Origin of the sequence: Pseudomonas sp. PDM16 (assembly GCF_014851865.1) — a bacterium.
Lineage (GTDB): Bacteria > Pseudomonadota > Gammaproteobacteria > Pseudomonadales > Pseudomonadaceae > Aquipseudomonas.
Window position 1 is genome coordinate 152,596 of sequence record NZ_JACVAM010000008.1, and the last position, 22,083, is coordinate 174,678.

The following is a 22,083-nucleotide window of genomic DNA, read 5'->3' on the forward strand; positions in this document are numbered from 1 at the left end:
GGAGTCCACTCTCCTGCAACCTTCATATTCGTACCGTACAAGAGCTGCCGGGCGGCAGCCCTTTTTCTCGCCTACAGGAGACCTCGATGGCCGCAAGACGCACCCGCAAAGACGATGGCAGCCAATGGACAGTCGCGGATAGCCGCAGCGTGTATGGCATTCGCCACTGGGGCGCCGGATTCTTCTCGATCAACGATGCCGGTCGTGTCGAAGTGCGTCCCAACGGCCCGGAAAGCGCGCCGATCGACCTGTATGCCCAGCTTGACGGTCTGCGTGAGAGCGGCCTGTCGCTGCCGTTGCTGGTGCGCTTCCCGGACATCCTGCAATCGCGCGTGCGCCAGCTGACCAGCGCCTTCGACGCGGCCATCGAGCGCCTCGAATACGGCAGCCGCTACACCGCCCTGTACCCGATCAAAGTCAACCAGCAGGAAGCGGTGGTGGAGAACATCATCGCTACCCAAGACGTTTCCATCGGTCTGGAAGCGGGCTCCAAGCCTGAGCTGATGGCCGTGCTGGCACTGGCGCCGAAGGGCGGCACCATCGTCTGCAACGGCTACAAGGATCGCGAGTTCATCCGCCTGGCGCTGATGGGCCAGAAGCTCGGCCACAACGTGTTCATCGTGATCGAGAAGGAATCCGAGGTGCAGTTCGTCATCGAGGAGGCGGCCAAGATCAAGGTCACTCCACAGGTCGGCCTGCGCGTGCGCCTGTCTTCGCTGGCGTCCTCCAAGTGGGCCGACACCGGCGGCGAGAAGTCCAAGTTCGGTTTGTCTGCCGCGCAGATCCTCTCGGTGGTCGAACGCTTCAAGGCGGCCAAGCTGGACCAGGGTATCCGCCTGCTGCACTTCCACATGGGTTCGCAGATCGCCAACATCGCCGACTACCGCAAGGGCTTCCGCGAGGCCATCCGCTACTACGGCGAGCTGCGCGGTCTGGGCCTGCCGGTCGACCACATCGACGTTGGTGGCGGTCTGGGCGTCGACTACGACGGCACCCATTCGCGTAACGCCAGCTCGATCAACTACGACATGGACGACTACGCCTCCACTGTGGTCGACATGCTCAAGGAATTCTGCGACCGCCAGGACATCCCGCACCCGCACATCTTCTCCGAGAGCGGCCGGGCCATGACCGCGCACCACGCCGTGCTGGTGGTGCAGGTGACCGACGTCGAACGCCACAACGACGACGTGCCGGAGATCGATCCGGCCATCGAGCAGCCGGAAGTGCTGCAGAACCTCATCGACCTGCTGGCCGACAGTGACCCGGAAATGGTTGCCGAGAGCTACTGGCGTGCCACTCATTACATTGAAGAGGTGGCTGCGCAGTATTCCGCCGGCAAACTCAATCTGACCGAGAAGGCCCTGGCCGAGCAGTGCTACTTCGCCATCTGCCGTCGCCTGCACAATCAGCTCAAGGCGCGCCAGCGCTCGCACCGCGCGGTGCTCGACGAGCTCAATGACAAGCTGGCCGACAAGTACATCTGCAACTTCTCGGTGTTCCAGAGCCTGCCGGACACCTGGGCCATCGGCCAGATCCTGCCGATTCTGCCGCTGACCCGCCTGGAAGAAGAGCCACTGCGCCGTGCCGTGCTGCAGGACCTGACCTGCGACTCCGACGGCAAGATCCGCCAGTACGTCGACGAGCAGTCGATCGAGACCAGCCTGCCGGTACACGAGGTGCGCGAGGGTGAGGACTACGTGCTTGGTGTGTTCCTGGTCGGCGCCTACCAGGAGATTCTCGGCGACATGCACAACCTGTTCGGCGACACCGATTCTGTGAATATCTATCAGCGCCCGGACGGCAGTGTGTTCCACACCGGCATCGAGACTCACGACACCATCGAGGACATGCTGCGCTACGTACACCTGTCCCCGGAGGAGCTGATGACCTACTACCGCGACAAGGTGGCCGGCGCCAAGCTCACCGCCAACGAGCGTTCGCAGTACCTGGATGCGCTGCGTTTGGGGCTGACGCGCTCCTCGTACCTGGCGACCTGAGGGCTGGTCGCTGAGGTGCGCTCTAGGGCTGGGGTGAGGGGCACGCAGGCAGTGCGTGGCCGCCTCTCACTGGCCCGAGCAACAAAAAAGCCCGGCAATCGCCGGGCTTTTTCATGGGCGGCGAATCAGCTGAAAAAGCCGACCCCGCGTGCCATCAGGCTGGCCAGGAAGGGGAGGCAGACGAGCAGCAGTAGCTCAAGGCGGATCACCCAGATGGTGCGACTGGCCTGGGCCGGAGTGATGGTTGGCGCCTTGCCGGCCAACAGGTCGTTGCGCCAGTTGAAGAAGGTCAGAGTCGGCAGGATCGACAGCAGGCCGATCAGGATGAACAGGCTGACCTTGGCATGGAACATCCAGTTGTGCAGGTAGTAGTCCAGCCCCTTGCCGAAGCAGATCACCCGCGCCGCGCCAGTGGCCAATACCAGGCCGGCGGTGACGCCGTAGATCATGTCGATGCGCAGCAGGCGCTGTGCCGTGGCATGGTCCAGGTCGGCCTTGAACAGTACGTGCTCGCAGGTGAGCAGGGAGAACAGGACGAAGATCGACAGGTAGTGCAGGCTGGCGGCGATGGCATCGGCCATGGGTTTTCCTCAGGTGGCTGGTTCGGCGTGGACCGTTCTGTTGCGGCCCTGGTTCTTGGCAAGGTATAGCGCGCGGTCAGCGCGATCCAGCAGTTCGCTCTGACTCTCTCCGGCCAGCAGCAGGGCAGTGCCCAGGCTGATGGTCATCTGCTTCGTCTGTTTGGCCACCGCCATGGGGGCATCGCCGATGGCCTTGCGCATGCGTTCGGCGATGTGGCCCAGCTCCTTGGCATGGTGCACCGACACCAGGGCGACGAATTCCTCGCCACCCAGACGCACCAGCAGATCGTCCGGACGCAGTGCGGCGCTCATGCGCCGGGAGCTCTCCCACAACACCTGATCGCCGCCAGCGTGGCCGAACTGATCGTTGATCAGCTTGAAATGGTCGAGGTCGCCATAAATCAGGCCGAGCGTCAGCCCGGCACTCTGGGCAGTGGTGAGCTCGCGTGGGAAGAGCTGGCTGAGGGCGGTACGGTTCCACAGCTGGGTCAGTGGGTCGATCAGCGCCTTGCGCTGTTCGCGGTTGACGGCCTGGCGCAGCTTGTGGGCCTGCTGGCTGACGCTGCGCAGCTGCAGGTAGCCCTCCGCCAGGGTGGCCAGGTCGCGCAGGCGGAAGCGCTCCAACTGGCTCAGCTTGCGGGGTTCTGCGTGCAGCATGCACAGGGTGCCGATGGGCTGGTTGTCGCTGCTGTACAGCGGTTGGCCGGCGTAAAAACGGATAAAGGGAGCGCCGATGACCAGCGGGTTGTCGGCGAAGCGCGGGTCCTTCAATGCGTCCTCCACGATCAGCGGATTGCGAGCCGCCACGGCGTGGCCGCAGAAGGAGATATCGCGTGGCGTTTCCGCCGCATCCAGGCCGATGCGTGCCTTGAACCATTGTCGATCGTGGTCGACCAGGCTGATCAGCACGCTTTCCACCTCGAACAGCTCGCGGGTCAGGCGCACTAGCGTGTCCAGATGTATCTCGGCGGGAGTGTCGAGCACATCCAGGTTGTCCAGCGCCTGCTGGCGCTGGCTTTCATCGACAGGGCAGGGGGCAGGCAGCATATCCGTCTCCGCTCAGTGATCGGTGCCGAACCAGGCATCGCGTCTGCGCAGATGCCAAGCCTGGATGGCCAGGGTCAAACTGCGCATCAACATGAAGCATAGGAAAGCCAGCCACAGGCCGTGGTTGCCCAACCCCTGCAGCTGCCAGCCAAGCAGCAGGCCAAGGGCCACGCTGACCAGCATGGCATTGCGCATTTCCCTGGCTCGCGTCGCGCCGATGAACAGCCCGTCGAGCAGGTAGCTCCACACCGCGATCAGCGGCAACAATGCCAAGTAAGGTAGATAAGGGTAGGCGGCGCTGCGCACTTCGGCGATGTCACTCTGCAGGTCGACAAACAGTCGTCCGCCGATCAGAAACAGCAGGGCGAACAGCAGGCTGCCGAACAACGACCAGCCACCGGCCACCACCAGGGAGCGGCGCAGGGTGACGCGGTCCCGGGCGCCGATGGCGTGGCCGCACAATGCCTCCACCGCATGGGCCAGACCATCCAGGGCGAAGGCGGCGACCAGCAGGCCATTGAGCAGCAGGGCGTTGGCAGCCACGGTGGCATCGCCCAGGCGCGTGCCCTGCACGGTGATCAGGAAGAACACCAGATGCAGGGCCAGGGTGCGGATCAGGATGTCGCGGTTCACCGCCAGCAGTGCTTGCCAGCCGCGCCATTGGCATAGTGCCTCGATCTGCATCCGCCCCGGATGGCGGCCGAGAGTGCGCCAGGCCAGCAGCAGGCCCAGCAGTGCGCCGCACCATTCGGCCAGCACCGAGGCGCGCGCCGAGCCGAGCACGCCCCACTCCAAGCCAAGGACGAACCACAGGTTGAGCACGATATTGAGCAGGTTGGTGGCCAGCATCACGGCCAACGCTGCGCGAGCGTTCTGCGTGCCGAGCAGCCAGCCGACCAGGGCAGAGCAGGCCAGCGTGGCGGGCAGGCCGAACAGGCGGGCGTGGAAGAAGTCACGGGTCAGCGCGTCCAGCTCGGCCGAAGGACGCATCAGTTGCAACGCCAGGTCGCTCAGCGGAATCGCCAGCGCTCCGATCATCAGGGCGATGAAGGCGGCTAGCACCAGGCTCTGCAGCAGCACCAGGCGCAACGCACCGCCGTCGCCCCGGCCGACCGCCTGGGCGGCGAAACCGGTGGCGCTCATGCGCAGGATGCCGAATACGCCGACCAGCATGGCGTACAGGCTGCCGCCGACCACCACCGCGCCGAGCTGCTGGGTCTGCGGTAGGTGGCCGATCACTGCCGTATCCACCAGCGTTACCAGCGGCACCGAGAGATTGGACAGGATCATCGGCGCGGCCATCGCCCAGACCCGTCGATGGGTCGGTGCATGGCGCCAGGCGTCGAGCAGTGCGGACATGGGCGCTCCCGGCAAAAGGCCGAATTATAGGTGGCGTCCGGTCTGTCGCCGAGCGGCGGCGAACTGCGTGCCCGTTCCTCGAAGGGGGCGGGCTGCTCGGCTATAGTGCTGAACCTCCCTCGCCACTCTTCCGAGAGTCTGCCATGTCGTACAAAGGATTGTTTCTGGCCGCCGCATTTGCTCTGTTGAGCGCCTGCGATTCCTCCACCCCCGATACTCCTGCCGCTCCTCAGCCTGACAAACCTGCCGCCCAGCAGGATGCCGCCCGCCCGGCGCTGGACAAGGCCGAGTTGAGCAAGCGCTACGCCGGCCGCGAGCTGAGCGTGGCGGATGCCTCGGAAATCCAGCTGGACGGCGCCAGCACCCTGTCGGTGAGTTTCAGCGTGCCGCTGGACCCGGAGCAGGACTTCGCTGCCAAGCTGCATCTGGTGGATAAAAAGACCGGCAAGGTCGACGGCGCCTGGGAGCTGTCTGACAACCTGATGGAGCTGCGCCTACGCCACCTGGAGCCACAGCGCAGCCTGGTGCTGTCGGTTGACCGCGGCCTGCGCGCGATCAACGGCAGCGAACTGGCCGCCGAGTACAGCGCCACCCTCGACACCCGCGACCTGCAGCCCACCGTCGGCTTCGCCAGCCGCGGCTCGCTGTTGCCGACTCGCCTGGCCGAAGGCCTGCCGGTGATCGCGCTGAACGTCGACAAGGTCAACGTCGAGTTCTTCCGCATCAAGCAGGAGTCGCTGCCCAATTTCCTCGCCCAGTGGGGCCGCAGCTCCAACCTGGACACCTGGCAGTCGCGCGAGCTGCTGCCGATGGCCGAGCTGGTCTATAGCGGCCGCTTCGACCTCAACCCGGCGCGCAACACCCGTGAGACCCTGCTGCTGCCGATTGCCGGCCTGGAGCCGTTCAAGCAGCCCGGCGTGTACCTGGCGGTGATGCGCCAGGCGGGCACCTACAACTATTCGCAACCGGCGAGCCTGTTCACCCTCAGCGACATCGGCCTGTCCGTGCACCGCTACCACGGTCGCCTGGACGCCTTTGCCCAGGCCCTGGAGGGCGGCAAGGCGTTGGCCGACGTGGAGGTCGAACTGCTCGGCGGTAACGGCCAGGTGCTGGCCAGCGCCAAGACCGACGGCGCCGGCCATGCCGAACTGCCGCTGCCGGACAAGGCCGCCGTGCTGATCGCCCGCCAGGGCGAGCAGACCAGTCTGCTCAACCTTGGCAGCCCAGCCCTGGACCTGGCCGAGTTCGACATCGCCGGTGCGGTGGCCAACCCGCTGCAGTTCTTCGTGTTCGGCCCGCGCGACCTGTATCGCCCGGGTGAGCTGGTGCTGCTCAACGCCCTGCTGCGTGATGCCGACGGTCGCGCGGTGAAGCCGCAGCCGGTCAACGTGGAAGTGCGCCGGCCGGACGAGCAGGTCAGCCGCAAGTTCGTCTGGGAGCCCGGTGACAACGGTCTGTACCAGTACAAACTGCAACTGGCCGGCGAGGCACCGACCGGGCGCTGGCAGCTGCTGTTCGACTTCGGCGGCGGTCGCCAGCAGATCTATGAATTCCTCGTCGAGGACTTCCTCCCCGAGCGCCTGGCCCTGGAACTGAAAGGCAGCGACAACCCGATCAAGCCGAGCGACGAGGCACGCTTCCAGGTCGAAGGCCGCTACCTCTACGGCGCGCCGGCTTCCGGCAATCGCCTCACCGGCCAGGTCTACGTGCGCCCGCTGCGCGAGGCGGTCAAGGCGCTGCCCGGCTACCAGTTCGGCTCGGTCACCGAGGAGGAGCTGAGCCAGGACCTGGAATTGGAAGAGACCACCCTGGACGCCCAGGGCAAGGCCACGCTCAAAGTGGAAAACCGCTGGGCCGAGGCCAAGTCGCCGCTGCAGCTGATCCTCCAGGCCAGCCTGCAGGAATCCGGTGGTCGCCCGATCACCCGCCGCCTGGTGCAGCCGGTGTGGCCGGCCGAGCGCCTGCCGGGCCTGCGCGGCCTGTTCGACGGCGAGAACGTGGATGGCGACGGCCTGGCCGAATTCGAAGTGCTGCTGGCCGACCCGGCCGGCAACAAGCTGGCCAGCGACAACCTGCAGGTGCGCCTGATCCGTGAGCGGCGCGACTACTACTGGAGCTTCTCGGAGAGCGAGGGCTGGAACTACCACTACAACGAGAAGTTCCTCAACCTGGGCGAGGAGGGCATCAAGGTCGCCGCCGGCGGCACCGCCAAGGTCAGCTTCCCGGTGGAGTGGGGCCCATACCGCGTGGAAGTGACCGACCCCGAGACCGATCTCACCAGCAGCCTGCGCTTCTGGGCCGGTTACTCCTGGCAGGACAACACCGAAGGCGGCGCGGTGCGCCCGGACCAGGTCAAGTTGGCGCTGGACAAGCCCGCCTATGCTGCCGGCGACACGGCCAAGGTCACCGTCACGCCGCCGTCCGGTGGCAGCGGCTACCTGATGGTCGAGTCCAGCGATGGTCCGTTGTGGTGGGAAGAGATCGAGGTGCCCGCCGAGGGCAAGAGCTTCGACATCCCCCTGGCCAAGGACTGGGCGCGGCACGACCTGTACGTCAGCGCCCTGGTCATCCGCCCCGGCGAGCGCAAGGCCAATGCCACGCCCAAGCGTGCCGTGGGCCTGCTGCACCTGCCGTTCGACCGTGCGCCGCGTCAGCTGCAGGTCAGCCTGACGGCGCCGGAGAAGATGCGCCCGCAGCAGCCGCTGAAGGTCAAGGTGCAGGCGAAGAACGCCGACGGCAGCGTGCCGCAGAAGGTCAACGTGCTGGTGGCGGCGGCGGACGTCGGCATCCTCAACATCACCGAATACAAGACGCCTGATCCATTTGCCGAGCTGTTCGGTCGCAAGGCCTATGGTGTCGACCAGCTCGACGTCTACGGCCAGCTGATCGAGGCCGGCCAGGGCCGCCTGGCCAAGCTGGCCTTCGGTGGCGACGCGGCGCTGGCCAAGGGCGGCAAGCGCCCGGATACCAGCGTCACCATAGTCGCCTTGCAGAGCGTGCCGATCGAGCTGAATGCCCAGGGCGAGGGCGACGTCAGCCTGGACATCCCCGACTTCAACGGCGAACTGCGCCTGATGGCTCAGGCCTGGACCGACGAGGTCTATGGCATGGGCGAGGGCAAGACGGTGGTTGCCGCGCCGCTGGTGGCCGAGCTGTCGGCGCCACGCTTCCTCGCCGGTGGCGATGAGACCAGCGTGGCCCTGGACCTGACCAACCTGTCCGGCGCCGCACAGAAACTCGAGGTACAGATCGAGGCCGAAGGCCAGCTCAGCCTGGCGGACCCTGCCGGCCACAGCGCGCCACTGGCTCTCGACCAGGCCCAGCGCCACACCCTGCGCATTCCGGTGCGTGCGGTGGGCGGTTATGGCACCGGCGTGCTGCGGGTCAAGGTCAACGGCCTGAGCCTGCCGGGCGAGAACCTGCCGGCCTTCAGCCGCGAGTGGCGCATCGGCGTGCGTTCGGCCTGGCCGGCGCAGCAGAAGCACCTGCGCAGCGTGCTGCAGGGCGACAGCTGGCAGCTGCCGGCCGGCACCCTGGCGGCCTTCGAACCGGCCGGGCGCGAGGCTCTGCTCAGCGTCTCCAGCCGTCCGCCGCTGAACCTGGCCGAGCAGATTCAGGCGCTCAGGGCTTACCCCTACGGTTGTCTGGAGCAGACCACCAGCGGCCTGTATCCGTCGCTCTATGCGGACGGCGCGACGCTGAAGAAGCTTGGTCTGGAAGGCGAGCCGGAAGAGAAACGGCGCAACTCCATTGAGATCGGTATCGAGCGCCTGCTCGGCATGCAGCGCTACAACGGCAGCTTCGGCCTGTGGGGTTCGGACAGCGACGAGGAATTCTGGCTGACCGCCTACGTCACCGACTTCCTCCTACGCGCCCGCGAGCAAGGCTTCGCCGTACCGCCGGAGGCGCTGGAAAAGGCCAGCGAGCGCCTGCTGCGCTACCTGCAGGATCGCCAGCTGGTCGACGTCGGCTACAGCGACAACCTCGACCACACCCGCTTCGCCGTGCAGGCCTACGCCGGCCTGGTGCTGGCGCGCAGTCAGCAGGCGCCGCTGGGCAGCCTGCGTGCGCTGTACGACCGCCGTGGCGACGCCAAGTCCGGCCTTCCGCTGGTGCAGCTGGCCGTGGCCCTGCAGAAGATGGGCGACAAGCCGCGCGCCGACGAAGTCCTGGCCCTCGGTCTGGGACTCGGCCGCCAGCGCCAGGAGTGGCTGGCCGACTACGGCAGCCCGCTGCGCGACCAGGCGTTGATCTACGCCCTGCTGGAGGAGAACGATCTGGGCGCCAGCAGCCGCGACCAGCTGTTGTTCAGCCTGGCCGAGGAGCGTGCCCTGCAGACTTACCTGTCGACCCAGGAGCGCAACGCCCTGTTCCTCGCCGGCCGTGGCCTGATCAAGACCCCGGAGAAGAGCTGGAACGCCGTGCTCGAAGCCGGTGGTCAGGTGCGTGAGCTGAGCAACGGCCAGCCGGCGCTGAAGCTGGAGGGCGCCAGCCTGAGCGAGCCGCTGAGCCTGAGCACCGGCTTCGCCGACAAGCTCTACCAGCAGCTGACCATCTCCGGTTATCCGACTTCGGCACCGGCCGCGCGTGGCAACAACCTAAGCATCGAGCGTGGTTTCTACGGCCTGGACGGTCGCCCGCTGGACCTGGGCAACCTGGCCAGCGGCCAGCTGGTGCTGGTGCACTTGGCCGTTCGCGCCGAGGAGCGGGTGCCCGACGCCCTGGTGGTGGACCTGCTGCCGGCCGGCTTGGAGCTGGAGAACCAGAATCTGGCGCAGAGCGCCGCCAGCCTGGACGACGCCAGCAGTGCGGTGAAGGAGTGGCAGAAGTCGATGCAGAACGCCGCGATCAAGCACCAGGAATTCCGCGATGACCGCTTCGTCGCCGCCCTGGACGTGAACGGCTATGACACCACCCACCTGCTGTACCTGGCCCGCGCCGTCACCCCCGGCACCTACCGGGTGCCGCCGCCCCAGGTGGAGTCGATGTATCGCCCGGCCTGGAACGCGGTGGGCGCCGCACCGGCGCAGCTGGTGGTGCGCGAGCGCTGAGTGATGGCAGCCCCGGCACGCGCCGGGGCCGCCAATCCAGCAGCAGACTCAGCCGATCAGCAGGCTCAACACCCAGAGCGCCAGCAACAGGACGATCAGGCCCCAGATGATCGAGCCGCGCAGGAAGGCGCGTACCGCGCTGACCAGCAACAGCAGGCCGATGATCAGCACCAGGATGCTGATCCAGTTCGGGTCCATGCCCAGCGAGCGGGACAGCCCGTCGATGAAGTTGGCCCCGGCCTGACCGATCATGCGGAAGAAGCCGGTCAGAGCCTCGACCAGGACACGAATGAAGTTGCCCAGTATCTCGCCCAGTCGCTCGAAGAAGCTCTCGGTTCCCATCGATCCTTCCTTACACTCTGCTGGTGATCCTCAAGCTTGGGCTGCATGGGCCCGAGCCGAGTTCCCCCCGTTGCGTCCGAGCCCGTCCATGGCGAAGTACCCGAGCCGATGAACATGTCGTCCCTTCCGCGCCTCTGGTGGCTCCTGCGCCGACCCTGGCTAGGGTTGCCGCTCGCCCTGCTGCTAGTGTTGTGGACGGCCGACTGGCTGTTTCCCCTGCCGCTGCCGGAAGATGGCCTAGCCCGTGTGGTGCTGGCCGAAGACGGCACGCCGCTGTGGCGCTTCGCCGATGCCGATGGGGTGTGGCGCTACCCGGTGGCGCCGGACCAGGTCTCGCCCTATTACCTGCAGGCGCTGCTGACCTACGAGGACCGCTGGTTCTACGAGCACCCCGGGGTCAACCCGCTGGCCCTGGGCCGCGCTGCCTGGCAGAACCTCAGTGGCGGGCGCGTGCTGTCCGGCGGCAGCACCTTGTCGATGCAGGTGGCGCGCCTGCTCGATCCGCACGAGCGGACCCTGGCTGGCAAGCTCAAGCAACTGTGGCGCACCCTGCAGCTGGAGTGGCACCTGTCCAAGGACGAGATTCTCGCCCTGTACCTGAACCGCGCACCCTTCGGCGGCACGCTGCAGGGTGTGGCGGCGGCCAGCTGGGCCTACCTGGGCAAGTCGCCGAGCCAGCTGACCCGCGCCGAGGCCGCGCTGCTCGCGGTGCTGCCACAGGCGCCCAGTCGGCTGCGCCCGGACCGCCACCCCGAGCGCGCCCAGGCCGCACGGGACAAAGTGCTGCGACGCTTGGCGCAGTTCCAGCAATGGCCGCAGTCGGCGGTGGACGAGGCGCTGCAGGAGCCGGTGCTGTTGGCGCCGCGCCGCGAGCCCGATCTGGCGCCGCTGCTGGCGCGGCGGCTGAACGTGGCGGGCAGCCCGCCGTTGATCCGCACCACAATCGACGCCAACCTGCAGCGACGCTTGGAATATCTGCTGCTGGGTTGGCGCGCGCGCCTGCCGGAGCGCACCTCGGCGGCCATCCTGGTGGTGGACAGCGAGAGCATGGCGGTGCGCGCCTACCTGGGCTCGCTGGATGTCGGCGACGAGCGCCGATTCGGCCATGTCGACATGATCCGCGCCCAGCGCTCGCCCGGTTCCACCCTCAAACCGTTCCTCTACGGCCTGGCCATGGACGCCGGGCTGATCCATTCCGAGTCGCTGCTGCAGGACGTGCCGCGCCGCTATGGCGATTACCGGCCGGGCAACTTCGCCGCCGGCTTCATCGGCCCGGTGTCGGCCAGTGAGGCGCTGGCCACCTCGCTCAATCTGCCTGCGGTGCAACTGCTGGAGATCTACGGGCCGAAGCGCTTCGCCGGCGAGTTGCGTGGAGCAGGCGTGCCGCTGGCGCTGCCGGTCGGCGCCGAGCCGAACCTGGCACTGATCCTCGGCGGCGCCGGCAGCCGGCTAGAGGAGCTGGTGGCCGGCTACAGTGCCTTCGCTCGCGCTGGTCTGGCTGCGCGGCCTCGGTTGCAGCCGCAGGACGCCTTGCATGAGCGGCGCCTGCTGTCGCCGGGATCGGCCTGGATAGTGCGGCGCATCCTCGCCGGGCAAGCGCGCCCGGATCGCGACCCACGGGCCGAACTGGTGCAGCGCCCGGTGCTGGCCTGGAAGACCGGCACCAGCTATGGCTTCCGTGATGCCTGGGCCATCGGTGTTGGCCCGCGGCACCTGATCGGCGTGTGGATCGGTCGGCCGGATGGCACGCCGGTGCCCGGCCAGTTCGGCCTGGCTTCGGCCGCGCCGTTGCTGCTGCAGGTGCACGATCTGCTGGTCAACCGTGACCGCCAGCGGGGCCTGGTACCGCCCGTGCAGGAAGTGCCGGTGAGCCTCGGCGTGGCGGCCATCTGCTGGCCGCTGGGCCAGGAACTGCCACGCAATGACCCCAACTGCCGGCGCCAGCGCTTCGCTTGGACCCTGGATGGCACCACGCCGCCGACCTTGCAGGCATCCGACCAGCCGCTGGGGCTGGGATTGAGCCAGCGAGTCTGGCTGGATGAGCGCGGCAGTCAGGTGGCGGCCAGCTGCGAGGGGGCGCGGGAGACCCAGATCGCCTTATGGCCCGCACCGCTGGAACCCTGGTTGCCAAGACGCGAGCGGCGTGCCGCACGCCTGCCGGTGGCCTCGGCCGAGTGCCCGCCGGCACTGCCGTTGCCGACGGCGCCGCTGTCCATCGTCGGGGTGCGCGAGGGTGATCGTCTGCGCCGCCCGGCCAGCAGCGTCGGGCCGTTGCAGCTGAAGCTTTCGGCGCTGGGCGGTAGCGGCACGCGTTGGTGGTTCCTCAACGGCGTGCCAGTGGGCGAGAGCGAGCCGGGGGAAAGTATCGAGCAGAAGCTGTCGGCGGCCGGCCTGTATCAGCTCAGTCTGCTCGACCAGAGTGGGGCGACGGCACGGGTGGAGTTCCAGGTCGGCGAATGAGTCGGGGCGGCAGACTCTAAACGTCGGCCAGCGCCAGGCGGTCGCGGCCTTCGGCCTTGGCCCGGTAGAGGGCGTCGTCGACGCGCTTGAAGAAGGCTTCGGCGGTCTCGTCGCGGGTCGGGTCGAAGATGCCGGCACCCAGGCTGGTGGTCAGCGGCAGGGACTGCCCGTTCAGTTCGAAGCCAGCGGTGGCCAGTTCGACGCGGAAGCGCTCGGCCAGACTGCTGGCTTCTTCCAGGGAAGTATCGGGCATCAATACCCCGAACTCCTCGCCGCCCAGGCGCAGCAGGGCATCACTGTCGCGGCGGAATACCTGGCGCATGTGCTCGGCAAAGTCACTCAGGCAGGCGTCGCCGCTACTGTGGCCATGTTCGTCATTGATGCGCTTGAAGAAGTCGATATCCAGCAACACCAGTGACAGCGGTGAGCCTTGGCGCCGGGCGTTGGCGACCATGGCCGGGAACAGGCTGTTGAACTGCAGACGGTTGCCCAACTGGGTCAGGCTGTCGGTACGGCTGAGCTGATCGTAGCGCTCACGCTGGTCGACCAGTTGCTGCTCCATGGTCAGGGTCGCATGGTATTCGCGGTGGCTGCGGTTCAGCGCCAGCAGCAGGTAGCTGAGGTAGAAACCAAGCGTTACCGCCAGCGCCTCCTGGCTGGCCCACTGGGTAGCCAGCGCAATCAGCCCTGGGGCGTACAGCAGCAGGATGGCCACTACGCAGCGGGCCTTGCGCATGGGGAAGTTGAAGGCCATGGCAGTGCTGAAGGCCACGGTGCTGAGGGTGGCGATCATCCGCGAGGGTTCGAACTCGGGGCGCAGCAGTGCCCAGGCATGGGCCAAGCCCCAGCCCAGGCTGGTGATCAGAATCAGTGTCCAATGGCGGTCGATCCATTGGCGCAGGCAGCCGTCGCTCTGCTGGGCCGGCAGGCGGTGCAGCCAGCGCAGGGCCATCATCAAGGCGAAGAACAGGGTGCCGGTCAGCCCGAGGGTTTGCATGTCGCCCGGTGCGCTGCTGAAACTCCAGGTCAGGACCCAGGCGAGCAGGTAGTAGATACCGCCCAGGCGCGTGCGAACGCGGGTGTCCTGGCTTTCCCGGAGAAGGATGAAGGAGGTGTTGCGGAGGAACTGGGAGTCGGGAGCCATGTGCTGATGTGATCACAAATGCGGCATATCAGCAGCATAGCGTTGGCAATCGGGCAAAGAAAGCAAAGTGCCAGCATTTCGTCGTCAGCCGCGACGAATGAGCCAGACACCGCCAACGATCAGGGCAAGGCCCGCGGCCTTACCGGCAGTAATGGGAGCTTCACGGAAGCCTGCCCAGCCGTTGTGGTCGAGCAGCAGGGCCATGCCCAGCTGGCCGGCCAGTACCAGCACCATGAACAGCAGGGCGCCGATGCGCGGCCCGGCGAAGGCGGCAGTGGCGATGAAGAAGGCGCCCATCAGGCCACCACTCCAGTGCCACCAGGACAACCCCTTGAACGCCGCGAGTCCGGAGACTTCACGTTGCGACAGGACAATGATCAATAGGGCCAGGGTGCCGACCAGGAAAGACACCAGGGCGGCGGCCATGACGCTGGACAGGTGCTTGGCCAGTTGGCCGTTGATACCGGCCTGCAGCGGCATCACGGCGCCGGCGAGCAGGGGCAGGGCGAGCAGCCACCAGTTGGGCATGGATGTCTCCGAAAAATGGGCTGGGTAGTATGCGCCTTGCTGTCCTGATGGTCAGCTTCCAAGTGCCTTGGAGAACTGAACCAGCGCCACGCGCTGTTCGCCCCGAGGGCGTTCGACCAGGTCGATCAGGCGATAGCCCAGGCGCGCATAGAGCAGCAGTCCGGCAGTGTTGTCGTTGAAACAGGAGACCTTCAGTTCTCGAGCGGCAAAGTCGCGTCGCGCGAGCTGCTCCATCACCCCGATCAGGTAGCGCGCCACGCCTTGGCTTCGGGCCCAGGGCGCGATCATCAGATTGCCCAGCGCGCAGTACTTGCCGGGTTCGCTCTGATAGAAATTGGCGAAACCGGCTGGTCGCCCGTCGAGCAGGGCCAGGGTGCTGCCGCGGCGTTCGGCGCAGGCGGTCGCCAGCTGTTCGCGGGTCAGCGGCCAGTGGGCCTTGGGAAAGGCATAGAACAGCTCGTCGGCGTTGCGCACGAAACGCACGACGGCGTCGAGATCGGTGTCGCTGGCTGGATGGTGGCTAAGCAGTTGGTCGCTCATTGCGGTGGGTATTGTCCCAGCACCTTGGCTACTGTGGTGTGGATGGCGGCTTCGCGCTCGCGGGGTGTCGGCGGCGACTGGCGCATGACCTGCTCGGCGCTGCCGCGCCAGACCAGCTTGCCGTCCTTACCGTCGAACAGGTCGACCTGGATGGTGGCCACCTTGTAGTCCACATTGCGGGTCTCGGTGTACGCCGGGCCGCCCCAGCCGCCTCCCCAATAACCACCCCAGTAGCCGCCATAGTTGGTGCTGACCTGATCCTGGCGCTCGTCGATGATCAGCCAGGCCTGTACCTTGAGGTCCCCGGCGCCGCCGGCTGCGGCCGGACGCAGGCCCCGTTGGTCGAGCTGTTGAGTGATGGCGTCGCGAATGCGCTGCTCGGTGAGGTCGCTCTTGATCCGAGGATCATCCGGGCGGTACTGCAGTGCCGGCTCCTGCCAACTCCAGCTGCGGTAGGCGCCGAAGTCGCGGCTGGCGTCGAAATCGCGTTCGACGTTGACGCTCTGGCAAGCAGCCAGGAACAGCATCAGCGGTATCAGCAGCAGGCGGGGGAACATGATGAAAACCTCCAAGGGTTGAACCCGTATCGAACTGCATGCCGAGTGGTTCGGCAAGCTCATGTCATTCTGGCGGATAGGCGCCGAGGGCATCCGTCACCGCCCGGCGCAGGGCATCGGCGCGCTCGCTCTGGCTGCCCTGGCTGCGCGCCTCGGCGCTGCCGCTCCAGACCGCCTGGCCGCTGACACCGTCGAACATCTCAATCTGCACCACTGCGACCTCCACCTCGTAGGTGCGCACCAGCGGCACGCTGCCGTACATGCCGTAGTGGTCGCCGTAGGGGCCATTGCCGTAGTAGCTGCCGTAGTCGTCGCGCACCTGGTACTGGCGCTTTTCCAGGTGCAGTGCGGCGCTCACTTCCAGATCGGCCGCCTTGCCCTCACGCACAGGCCGCAGGCCGCGCTGGTCCAGGCCTCCGCCTACCGCTTCGGCCACCAGGGCGCCGTCTGCCCAGGCGCTGCCGGCCGGTTGTTGGCGCCAGCGCCAGTCGCGGTAGCGGCCGTAGTCGCGTGGGGGTGCCGGATAGGCGCTGCTGTCGAAATGCCCAGCGGCGTCCGGTGGCGCAGCTGGCAGCGGCTTGCCATCGGCGATGTAGGGATTGCTGCCCTGGCAGGCGCTCAGCAGGATCAGGGCGGATAGGAGCGAAAGGCGTTTCATGACGGTCCGTGGAATGCGTTCGGCATTCTCCTCAGCATAGCTCGGATAGGCGATCTAGAGCGGCCGGCACAGCCAATGCAGGTAGCGACCAAGGCCGCCGAAGGTCGGGTGGCGGCGGTGTGCCAGCTCCATCTCCAGCAGATCGGCTAGTTCGGCCTTGGCCTGGAAGTCACTCGGCATGTAGTCGTGGAACACCCGCACGCCGCTCTGGCTTTCGACCCGCCAGTGGTTGTCGAGTTGCGCCGCCAGCTCGCGCGGATCGAGCGGCTTTTGCGGGGTCAGGCTCTGCCCTTCGCCGGCGAAGCGTTCCTTGCGCAGCTTGCGGAAGTGGCCCTTGAGTAGGTTGCGATAGACCAGCGCATCCTTGTTGTAAAAGGCCAGCGACAGCCAGCCGTCGGGTGCGACCAGTTGGTGCAGCACCGGCAGAATCGCATGCGGTTCTGCCAGCCACTCCAGCACCGCGTGGCACAGCACCAGGTCGTAGGGCTCTGTCAGCTGGCCGAGCAGATCCTGCCAGGGCGCCTGGATGAAGCGCGCCTCCACTCCCGCTTCGGCAAAGCGCTGGCGCGCGCCTTCGAGCATCGGTTCGGCCGGTTCGGCCAGGGTCACGCTGTGGCCACGCTGGGCCAGCCACAGGCTCATGTGGCCAAGGCCGGCACCGACATCGAGTACACGCAACGGGCGTTCCGGCAGCGCTTCCTTGAGATCGGCCTGCAGCACGGCCAGGCGGATGGCACCCTTGGCGCCGCCGTAGATCTTTTCGGCGAAGCGGGTCGCCAATTCGTCAAAGTGTCTGTCGGTCACTTGAAGCGCCTCTCGCTGTCGGCCAGCTTGGCGCGTACCGCCTGTTCCATGTTGATGCCGGCCTCGGCGCACAGCAGCAGGAGGTAGAGCACGATGTCGCCGACCTCCTGGCCGGCGTGTTCGCGTTGTTCGTCGGAGAGCTGACGCGACTCGTCCTCGGTCTGCCACTGGAAGATTTCCACCAGTTCGGCCATCTCGACGCTGGCAGCCATGGCCAGGTTCTTCGGGCTGTGGAAACGGCGCCAGTCATTGTGGTCGCGGATGGCGTGCAGGCGGCGGGTGAGTTCGACGATATCCATGGGCTCTCCTTCGGGCCGCATAGCTTCAGCCCGAAGGCGCCGCGTCGCAAGCCCGTTACTCGACTATGACGCCTTCCTTCTGCAGCAACGCCTGTTTGCGCGGCACGCCCCAACGATAGCCGGTGAGCGCACCGCTGGCCCCTATCACCCGATGACATGGCACCAGCAGGCCCAGCGGATTGCTGGCACAGGCGCGGGCCACGGCGCGGGCGTGGCTGCCGAGATGTTCGGCCAACTCGCCATAGCGCCGCGTCTGCCCCGGTGGAATCTCGCGCAGGGCCTGCCAGACCTGCTGCTGGAAGGCAGTGCCACGCATGTCCAACGGTAGATGGGCGGCGCGCGCCGGTTCCTCGATCTGTACGACCACTTCGCGCAGCCAGTCGCGGAGCCCGCGTTGGTCGCGGCGCAGCTCTGCGGCGGCGAAGCGCTGCTGCAGTTCGGTCTCCAGTTCGTACTCGTCGTCACCGAACAGCACGGCGCAGGCGCCCCTGTCGCTGGCGGCGAGCAGCAGCAAGCCGAGCGGGCAGAGGGTGATGGCGTAGCGCAGCACCTCTCCGGCGCCTTTCTGTCGCCGTTGTGCCGGGCTCAACGCGGCGGGCTGTTCGTACAGGGCGCGGGTGCCGGAGTAGCCGGCGTCGAGCGCCGCCTGCAGCACCGAGTCTGAGCGGGGTAGGGCGCTGTCCAGACGCTGGCGGCGGTGGGCTTCGAACCAGGCCTTGGGCGTCATGCCGGTGCGAACCTTGAAGGCTCGGGCCAGGTGCGAGGCGGACAGGCCGATGCGGGCGGCCAACTGATCCAACGTCGGCGCTCGCTCGCTGTTTTCCAGCATACGGCAGGCGGCCACCACCAGTTCGTCGAGCTGTTCGGCCGTGCTCTTGCCTTGTGGCGAGCAGCGTTTGCATGGGCGATAGCCAGCGGCTTCGGCGCTGACCGGGTCGACATGGAAGCTGACGTTGTCACGGCGCGGCCGACGCGCCGGGCAACTGGGACGGCAGTAGATGCCAGTGCTGCGCACGGCGAAGACGAACTGGCCGTCCTGCTCGGCATCTCGGTCGCATACGGCTTGCCAGCATTGGTCCTGGTCGAACATGACAGATCTCCCGACAGGGCGGTCCTGAAAATGTGCATGCGTCGATTGTCGATCCCCGTGGCGGCGCTGCCAATCCGCATCTGACTTTCAAAGCCTATGCTGAAAGTCCACCCGCCACGGAAGACGCCTCCATGTTGCGCCTGTGCAGCCTGCTCCTGCTCTGCCTGTTGTCGCTGCACGCATTGGCAGACCTGCGCCTGAGCGACGCCGATCGGCAATGGCTGCGCGAGCACCCGGTGCTGCGAGTGGGTGTCGAGCGCAACGGCTGGCCGCCGTTCGACGTGATCGACGAGCAAGGTCAACACCGGGGGCTCAGCGGAGACTATCTGGGGCTATTGGCCCAGCGCCTCGGCCTGCGGCTCGAGCCGGTGCTGCTAGATGATTGGAACACTGCACTGCTCGCCTTGCATGAAGGCAGAGTCGACTTGCTGCCCTCTGTGGCGCGTACGGCCGAGCGTGAGACGACCATGGCGTTCAGCGACCCATACCTGGTCAGTAGCAGCCTGATCTTCACCCGCGCCGATGTGTCAGTGCAGCGTCCGGGAGACCTGGCGGGCAAGAGGGTGGCCATCGAGCGCGGTTACGTGCTCCAGCAGGCGCTGCGCGAGAAGGTACCGGATGTGCGCCTGCTGGAGGTGCGCGACACCGAGGCGGCGTTGCGCGCGGTATCTTCCGGGCGCGCCGATGCCTATGTCGGCGACATGATCGTGGCCAGCTACCTGATCCGTGAACTCAACCTGACCAACCTGGAATTGCGCGGTGAAACAGGCCTGGCCAACAGCGAATTCCACTTTGCCGTCCGCCGCGACGAGGCGCAGCTGGTCGACCTGCTGAATGCTGCACTGCTCGACCTGAGCGGCCAGGAGCAGGAGGCGATCCAGGAGCGTTGGTTGCCGCCGCTCACCGCCTTCAACTGGCGGCGTCTGCTCGAGGTGGGCTGGCCGTACCTGCTTGGTCTGCTGGCGCTGATCACTTTCGTACTGCTGTGGAATCGCCGCCTGGCGGTACAGATCGCCGAGCGCCAGCGCGCAGAGGCCGAGGCACAGCGCCAGCGAAGCACCCTTGAGGCGCTGATCAACGCGATTCCCGACCCGATCTGGTTCAAGGACACCGAGGGCCGCTATGTCGGCGTCAACCAAGCCTGTGCCGAGCTGTTCGGCCGGCCGCGCGAGGATATCCGTGGCTTCCGCGATGAAGACCTGCTGCACCCCGACTGGGCAGCGATTCGTACCGAGCATGACCTGACTGCCTTGAACTGGCCCGGGCCCTACGAGAGCGAGGGCTGGTCACTGTACCCGGACGGTCGGCGCGCGGTGTTCGATACCCTGCGCGCCACCTTCCATGACGACCGTGGCCGGTTGCTCGGCCTGGTGGGTGTCAGCCGCGACATCACGCTGCGCAAGCAGGTCGAAGAGGATCTGGAGCGAGCCAAGGAACTGGCCGAGGAGGCGGCGCGGCTGAAGTCGGACTTTCTAGCGAACATGAGCCATGAAATACGCACGCCGATGAACGCCATTATCGGCATGTCGCACCTGGCCATGAAGACCGAGTTGAATCCACGCCAGCGCGACTACCTGAACAAGATCCAGCAGGCCGGCCAGCACCTGCTGGGGATCATCAACGACATCCTCGACTTCTCCAAGATCGAGGCCGGCAAGCTGACTATCGAGCATATCGAGTTCGACCTGCAGCAGGTGCTGGAGAACCTCTCCAGCCTGATCGGCGACAAGGTCGGCAGCAAGGGCCTGGAGTTGGTATTCAACCTCGATCCCGAGTTGCCGCAGCATCTGCTGGGTGACCCGTTGCGGCTGGGGCAGATACTGGTCAACTACGCCAACAACGCGGTGAAGTTCACCGAGCAGGGCGAAGTCGAGGTGATCCTGCGGGCCGAGCAGCGTGGGGAGGAGTCACTGCTGCTGTACATGGGCGTGCGCGATACCGGTATCGGCCTGACCAGCGAGCAGCAGAGTCGGCTGTTCGAGTCCTTCCAACAGGCCGACAGCTCGACGACCCGCAAGTACGGTGGAACGGGCCTGGGCCTGGCCATCTGCAAGAGCCTGGCGGAGGCCATGGGTGGACATGTCGGGGCGCAGAGCGAGGCGGGGCGAGGCAGTCTGTTCTGGTGTCGTGTGCCTCTGGGTATTGCGCCCCGGCAGAGCCAGCGGTTGCTGGCCCAGACCGATCTGCGCGGCCGCCGGGTGCTCGTCGTGGACGACAACGACAGTGCCCGCCAGGTCATGCGCGACATGCTGGAGAGCATGAGCTTCCGCGTCGAGGCGGTGAACTCCGGCCGGCTGGCGCTGCAGCTTGTGCAGGAGGCGGCGCTGCGTCGGGAGCCCTTCGAGCTGATTCTGCTGGACTGGCAAATGCCTGGCATGGATGGCCTTGAGACTGCCCGCCGGGTGCGCGAACTGGGCCTGCAACCACCTCCGCATCTGTTGATGGCTACCGCCCACGGTCGTGAGGAGGTGCTGGTCGGCGCCGAGCGGGCAGGCATCGAGGACGTGTTGCTCAAGCCGCTCAACCCCTCACTGCTGTTCGATGCGGTAATCCGCAGTCTGGGTGGTGTGGGTAGTGCGCAAGGCTTTGCACGTCTGCCGGTGGGGGAGACGGTGCCGGATTTCAGTGGCCAGCGCGTGTTGCTGGTCGAGGACAACGAACTCAATCGCGAGGTGGCCTGTGGCCTGTTGCAGGAGAGCGGCCTGCAGATCGACCAGGCCGAGCACGGCCAGATCGCCCTCGACCTACTGCGCGCTGCTGCTGATGGGCATTACGCGCTGGTGCTGATGGACATGCAGATGCCGGTGCTGGACGGCCTCGCCACTACCGCCGTGCTGCGCAGCGAGCCGCGTTTCACCGAGCTGCCCATCGTGGCGATGACTGCCAATGCCATGCCCGCCGACCGCGATCGTTGCCTGGCGGCAGGGATGAATGATCACTTGGGCAAGCCGATCGAACCCGCCGAGCTGTGGGCGACCCTGAGCCGCTGGTTGCAGGTCCGTGAGGCGGTACAGACGTTGGCGAGCCCGGTGGTACTGCCGAACTGGCCGTTGCCGGGCGTGGATCTGGCCAGCGGCATGCGTCGCGTGCTCGGCAAGCCGGAGTTGTACCTGCGCCTGTTGGACAAGTTTGCCAGCGGCCAGGCGGATGTCGTCGAGCGCCTGCGGGCGGCGCTGATCGCAGGTGAGCAGGAGAGTGCCGAGCGTGAGGCGCACAGCCTCAAGGGCCTGGCCGGCAACCTCGGTGCCGTCGACTTGGCGACCCAGGCGGCGGCGGTGGAAAGCGCGATCAAGGATGCTCGTCACGACGAGCTGGGCGCGCTGCTGGCCGAGCTGGAGCGTACCCTCGCGCCGCTGGTCGAGGCCATCCAGGCATTGCAGACGCCCGGCCCGCAGGTGGTGGTCGACGATGAGCAACTGCGGCCGCTGTGCCTGCAGTTGCAGCAGTTGTTTCTGGAGGATGATCCGCGTGCCGGAAAAGTCTTCGAAGAGCAGGCCGAACTGCTGCGCAGCACCTTTAATGAGGGGTACAGCCAACTGGCAGCGGCGGTGCACGGTTTCGATTTCGAACGGGCCGGGGAATTGTTGCGCCAGGCCGCGTCGCGGCATGGGATCAGCCTCTGA

General features: G+C 66.6%; 16 protein-coding genes. 4 read left to right on the forward strand and 12 right to left on the reverse strand.

Annotation, left to right across the window (positions count from 1 at the left end; genetic code table 11):
• The first annotated feature begins 86 nt into the window (after positions 1-86).
• On the forward strand, positions 87-2,000 hold the full coding sequence (gene speA, locus IB234_RS22505; protein WP_192322077.1) for an arginine decarboxylase: 1,914 nt from the start codon (positions 87-89) through the stop codon (positions 1,998-2,000).
• A gap of 125 nt (positions 2,001-2,125) precedes the next feature.
• Here speA and IB234_RS22510 read toward each other — a convergent pair whose 3' ends face one another.
• Genes IB234_RS22510 through IB234_RS22520 form a run of 3 tightly spaced genes read right to left on the reverse strand, consistent with a single transcriptional unit; the run spans position 2,126 to position 4,987 of the window.
• The gene (locus IB234_RS22510) at positions 2,126-2,581 is read right to left on the reverse strand and encodes a DUF2214 family protein (protein ID WP_192322078.1); all 456 of its coding nucleotides are present in this window, start codon (positions 2,579-2,581) and stop codon (positions 2,126-2,128) included.
• A 9-nt stretch (positions 2,582-2,590) separates the two neighbouring features.
• Positions 2,591-3,628, reverse strand: a complete 1,038-nt coding sequence (locus tag IB234_RS22515) for a sensor domain-containing diguanylate cyclase (protein ID WP_192322079.1) — start codon at positions 3,626-3,628, stop codon at positions 2,591-2,593.
• Positions 3,629-3,640: 12 nt separating this feature from the next.
• Positions 3,641-4,987, reverse strand: a complete 1,347-nt coding sequence (locus tag IB234_RS22520; RefSeq protein WP_192322080.1) for an MATE family efflux transporter — start codon at positions 4,985-4,987, stop codon at positions 3,641-3,643.
• A 143-nt stretch (positions 4,988-5,130) separates the two neighbouring features.
• On the opposite strand from IB234_RS22520, the gene IB234_RS22525 reads away from it, so the two are divergent.
• Positions 5,131-10,038, forward strand: a complete 4,908-nt coding sequence (locus IB234_RS22525; RefSeq protein ID WP_192322081.1) for an alpha-2-macroglobulin family protein — start codon at positions 5,131-5,133, stop codon at positions 10,036-10,038.
• A gap of 48 nt (positions 10,039-10,086) precedes the next feature.
• Here IB234_RS22525 and IB234_RS22530 read toward each other — a convergent pair whose 3' ends face one another.
• Positions 10,087-10,380, reverse strand: coding sequence for a hypothetical protein (locus IB234_RS22530; protein ID WP_192322082.1), 294 nt, complete (start codon positions 10,378-10,380; stop codon positions 10,087-10,089).
• Between the two features lie 114 nt (positions 10,381-10,494).
• Between IB234_RS22530 and pbpC the strand changes: the two genes are divergently transcribed.
• Positions 10,495-12,840 carry a peptidoglycan glycosyltransferase PbpC gene (pbpC, locus tag IB234_RS22535; RefSeq protein ID WP_225580756.1) on the forward strand — a complete coding sequence of 782 codons (2,346 nt, stop codon included), beginning with the start codon at positions 10,495-10,497 and terminating at the stop codon, positions 12,838-12,840.
• Positions 12,841-12,856: 16 nt separating this feature from the next.
• Here pbpC and IB234_RS22540 read toward each other — a convergent pair whose 3' ends face one another.
• The 8 genes from IB234_RS22540 to ada form a co-directional block, all read right to left on the reverse strand.
• Complete coding sequence (locus IB234_RS22540) at positions 12,857-13,984, reverse strand: GGDEF domain-containing protein (RefSeq protein ID WP_192322084.1); 1,128 nt, start codon at positions 13,982-13,984, stop codon at positions 12,857-12,859.
• Between the two features lie 84 nt (positions 13,985-14,068).
• On the reverse strand, positions 14,069-14,512 hold the full coding sequence (locus tag IB234_RS22545; protein ID WP_192322085.1) for a DMT family transporter: 444 nt from the start codon (positions 14,510-14,512) through the stop codon (positions 14,069-14,071).
• Positions 14,513-14,563: 51 nt separating this feature from the next.
• Complete coding sequence (locus tag IB234_RS22550) at positions 14,564-15,052, reverse strand: GNAT family N-acetyltransferase (protein WP_192322086.1); 489 nt, start codon at positions 15,050-15,052, stop codon at positions 14,564-14,566.
• Entirely contained in the window at positions 15,049-15,609 is a 561-nt protein-coding gene (locus IB234_RS22555; RefSeq protein WP_192322087.1) for a DUF4136 domain-containing protein, read from the reverse strand. The genes IB234_RS22550 and IB234_RS22555 overlap by 4 nt, the downstream gene beginning before the upstream one ends.
• 64 nt (positions 15,610-15,673) lie before the next feature.
• Positions 15,674-16,267, reverse strand: a complete 594-nt coding sequence (locus IB234_RS22560) for a DUF4136 domain-containing protein (RefSeq protein WP_192322088.1) — start codon at positions 16,265-16,267, stop codon at positions 15,674-15,676.
• A 54-nt stretch (positions 16,268-16,321) separates the two neighbouring features.
• On the reverse strand, positions 16,322-17,071 hold the full coding sequence (locus IB234_RS22565; protein WP_192322089.1) for a methyltransferase domain-containing protein: 750 nt from the start codon (positions 17,069-17,071) through the stop codon (positions 16,322-16,324).
• Positions 17,068-17,370: a nucleotide pyrophosphohydrolase gene (locus IB234_RS22570; protein WP_192322090.1), complete on the reverse strand. Its 303-nt coding sequence runs from the start codon at positions 17,368-17,370 to the stop codon at positions 17,068-17,070. Before IB234_RS22570 ends, IB234_RS22565 begins: the two co-directional genes overlap by 4 nt.
• 55 nt (positions 17,371-17,425) lie before the next feature.
• Positions 17,426-18,460 carry a bifunctional DNA-binding transcriptional regulator/O6-methylguanine-DNA methyltransferase Ada gene (ada, locus tag IB234_RS22575; protein ID WP_192322091.1) on the reverse strand — a complete coding sequence of 345 codons (1,035 nt, stop codon included), beginning with the start codon at positions 18,458-18,460 and terminating at the stop codon, positions 17,426-17,428.
• A 131-nt stretch (positions 18,461-18,591) separates the two neighbouring features.
• On the opposite strand from ada, the gene IB234_RS22580 reads away from it, so the two are divergent.
• Positions 18,592-22,083 carry a response regulator gene (locus IB234_RS22580; RefSeq protein ID WP_192322092.1) on the forward strand — a complete coding sequence of 1,164 codons (3,492 nt, stop codon included), beginning with the start codon at positions 18,592-18,594 and terminating at the stop codon, positions 22,081-22,083.

Excerpts from the sequence above, each read along its gene's own strand:
- speA (WP_192322077.1), top strand. The coding sequence starts at position 87 with ATGGCCGCAAGACGCACCCGCAAAGACGATGGCAGCCAATGGACAGTC.
- IB234_RS22510 (WP_192322078.1), bottom strand. The coding sequence starts at position 2,581 with ATGGCCGATGCCATCGCCGCCAGCCTGCACTACCTGTCGATCTTCGTC.
- IB234_RS22515 (WP_192322079.1), bottom strand. The coding sequence starts at position 3,628 with ATGCTGCCTGCCCCCTGCCCTGTCGATGAAAGCCAGCGCCAGCAGGCG.
- IB234_RS22520 (WP_192322080.1), bottom strand. The coding sequence starts at position 4,987 with ATGTCCGCACTGCTCGACGCCTGGCGCCATGCACCGACCCATCGACGG.
- IB234_RS22525 (WP_192322081.1), top strand. The coding sequence starts at position 5,131 with ATGTCGTACAAAGGATTGTTTCTGGCCGCCGCATTTGCTCTGTTGAGC.
- IB234_RS22530 (WP_192322082.1), bottom strand. The coding sequence starts at position 10,380 with ATGGGAACCGAGAGCTTCTTCGAGCGACTGGGCGAGATACTGGGCAAC.
- pbpC (WP_225580756.1), top strand. The coding sequence starts at position 10,495 with ATGTCGTCCCTTCCGCGCCTCTGGTGGCTCCTGCGCCGACCCTGGCTA.
- IB234_RS22540 (WP_192322084.1), bottom strand. The coding sequence starts at position 13,984 with ATGGCTCCCGACTCCCAGTTCCTCCGCAACACCTCCTTCATCCTTCTC.
- IB234_RS22545 (WP_192322085.1), bottom strand. The coding sequence starts at position 14,512 with ATGCCCAACTGGTGGCTGCTCGCCCTGCCCCTGCTCGCCGGCGCCGTG.
- IB234_RS22550 (WP_192322086.1), bottom strand. The coding sequence starts at position 15,052 with ATGAGCGACCAACTGCTTAGCCACCATCCAGCCAGCGACACCGATCTC.
- IB234_RS22555 (WP_192322087.1), bottom strand. The coding sequence starts at position 15,609 with ATGTTCCCCCGCCTGCTGCTGATACCGCTGATGCTGTTCCTGGCTGCT.
- IB234_RS22560 (WP_192322088.1), bottom strand. The coding sequence starts at position 16,267 with ATGAAACGCCTTTCGCTCCTATCCGCCCTGATCCTGCTGAGCGCCTGC.
- IB234_RS22570 (WP_192322090.1), bottom strand. The coding sequence starts at position 17,370 with ATGGATATCGTCGAACTCACCCGCCGCCTGCACGCCATCCGCGACCAC.
- ada (WP_192322091.1), bottom strand. The coding sequence starts at position 18,460 with ATGTTCGACCAGGACCAATGCTGGCAAGCCGTATGCGACCGAGATGCC.
- IB234_RS22580 (WP_192322092.1), top strand. The coding sequence starts at position 18,592 with ATGTTGCGCCTGTGCAGCCTGCTCCTGCTCTGCCTGTTGTCGCTGCAC.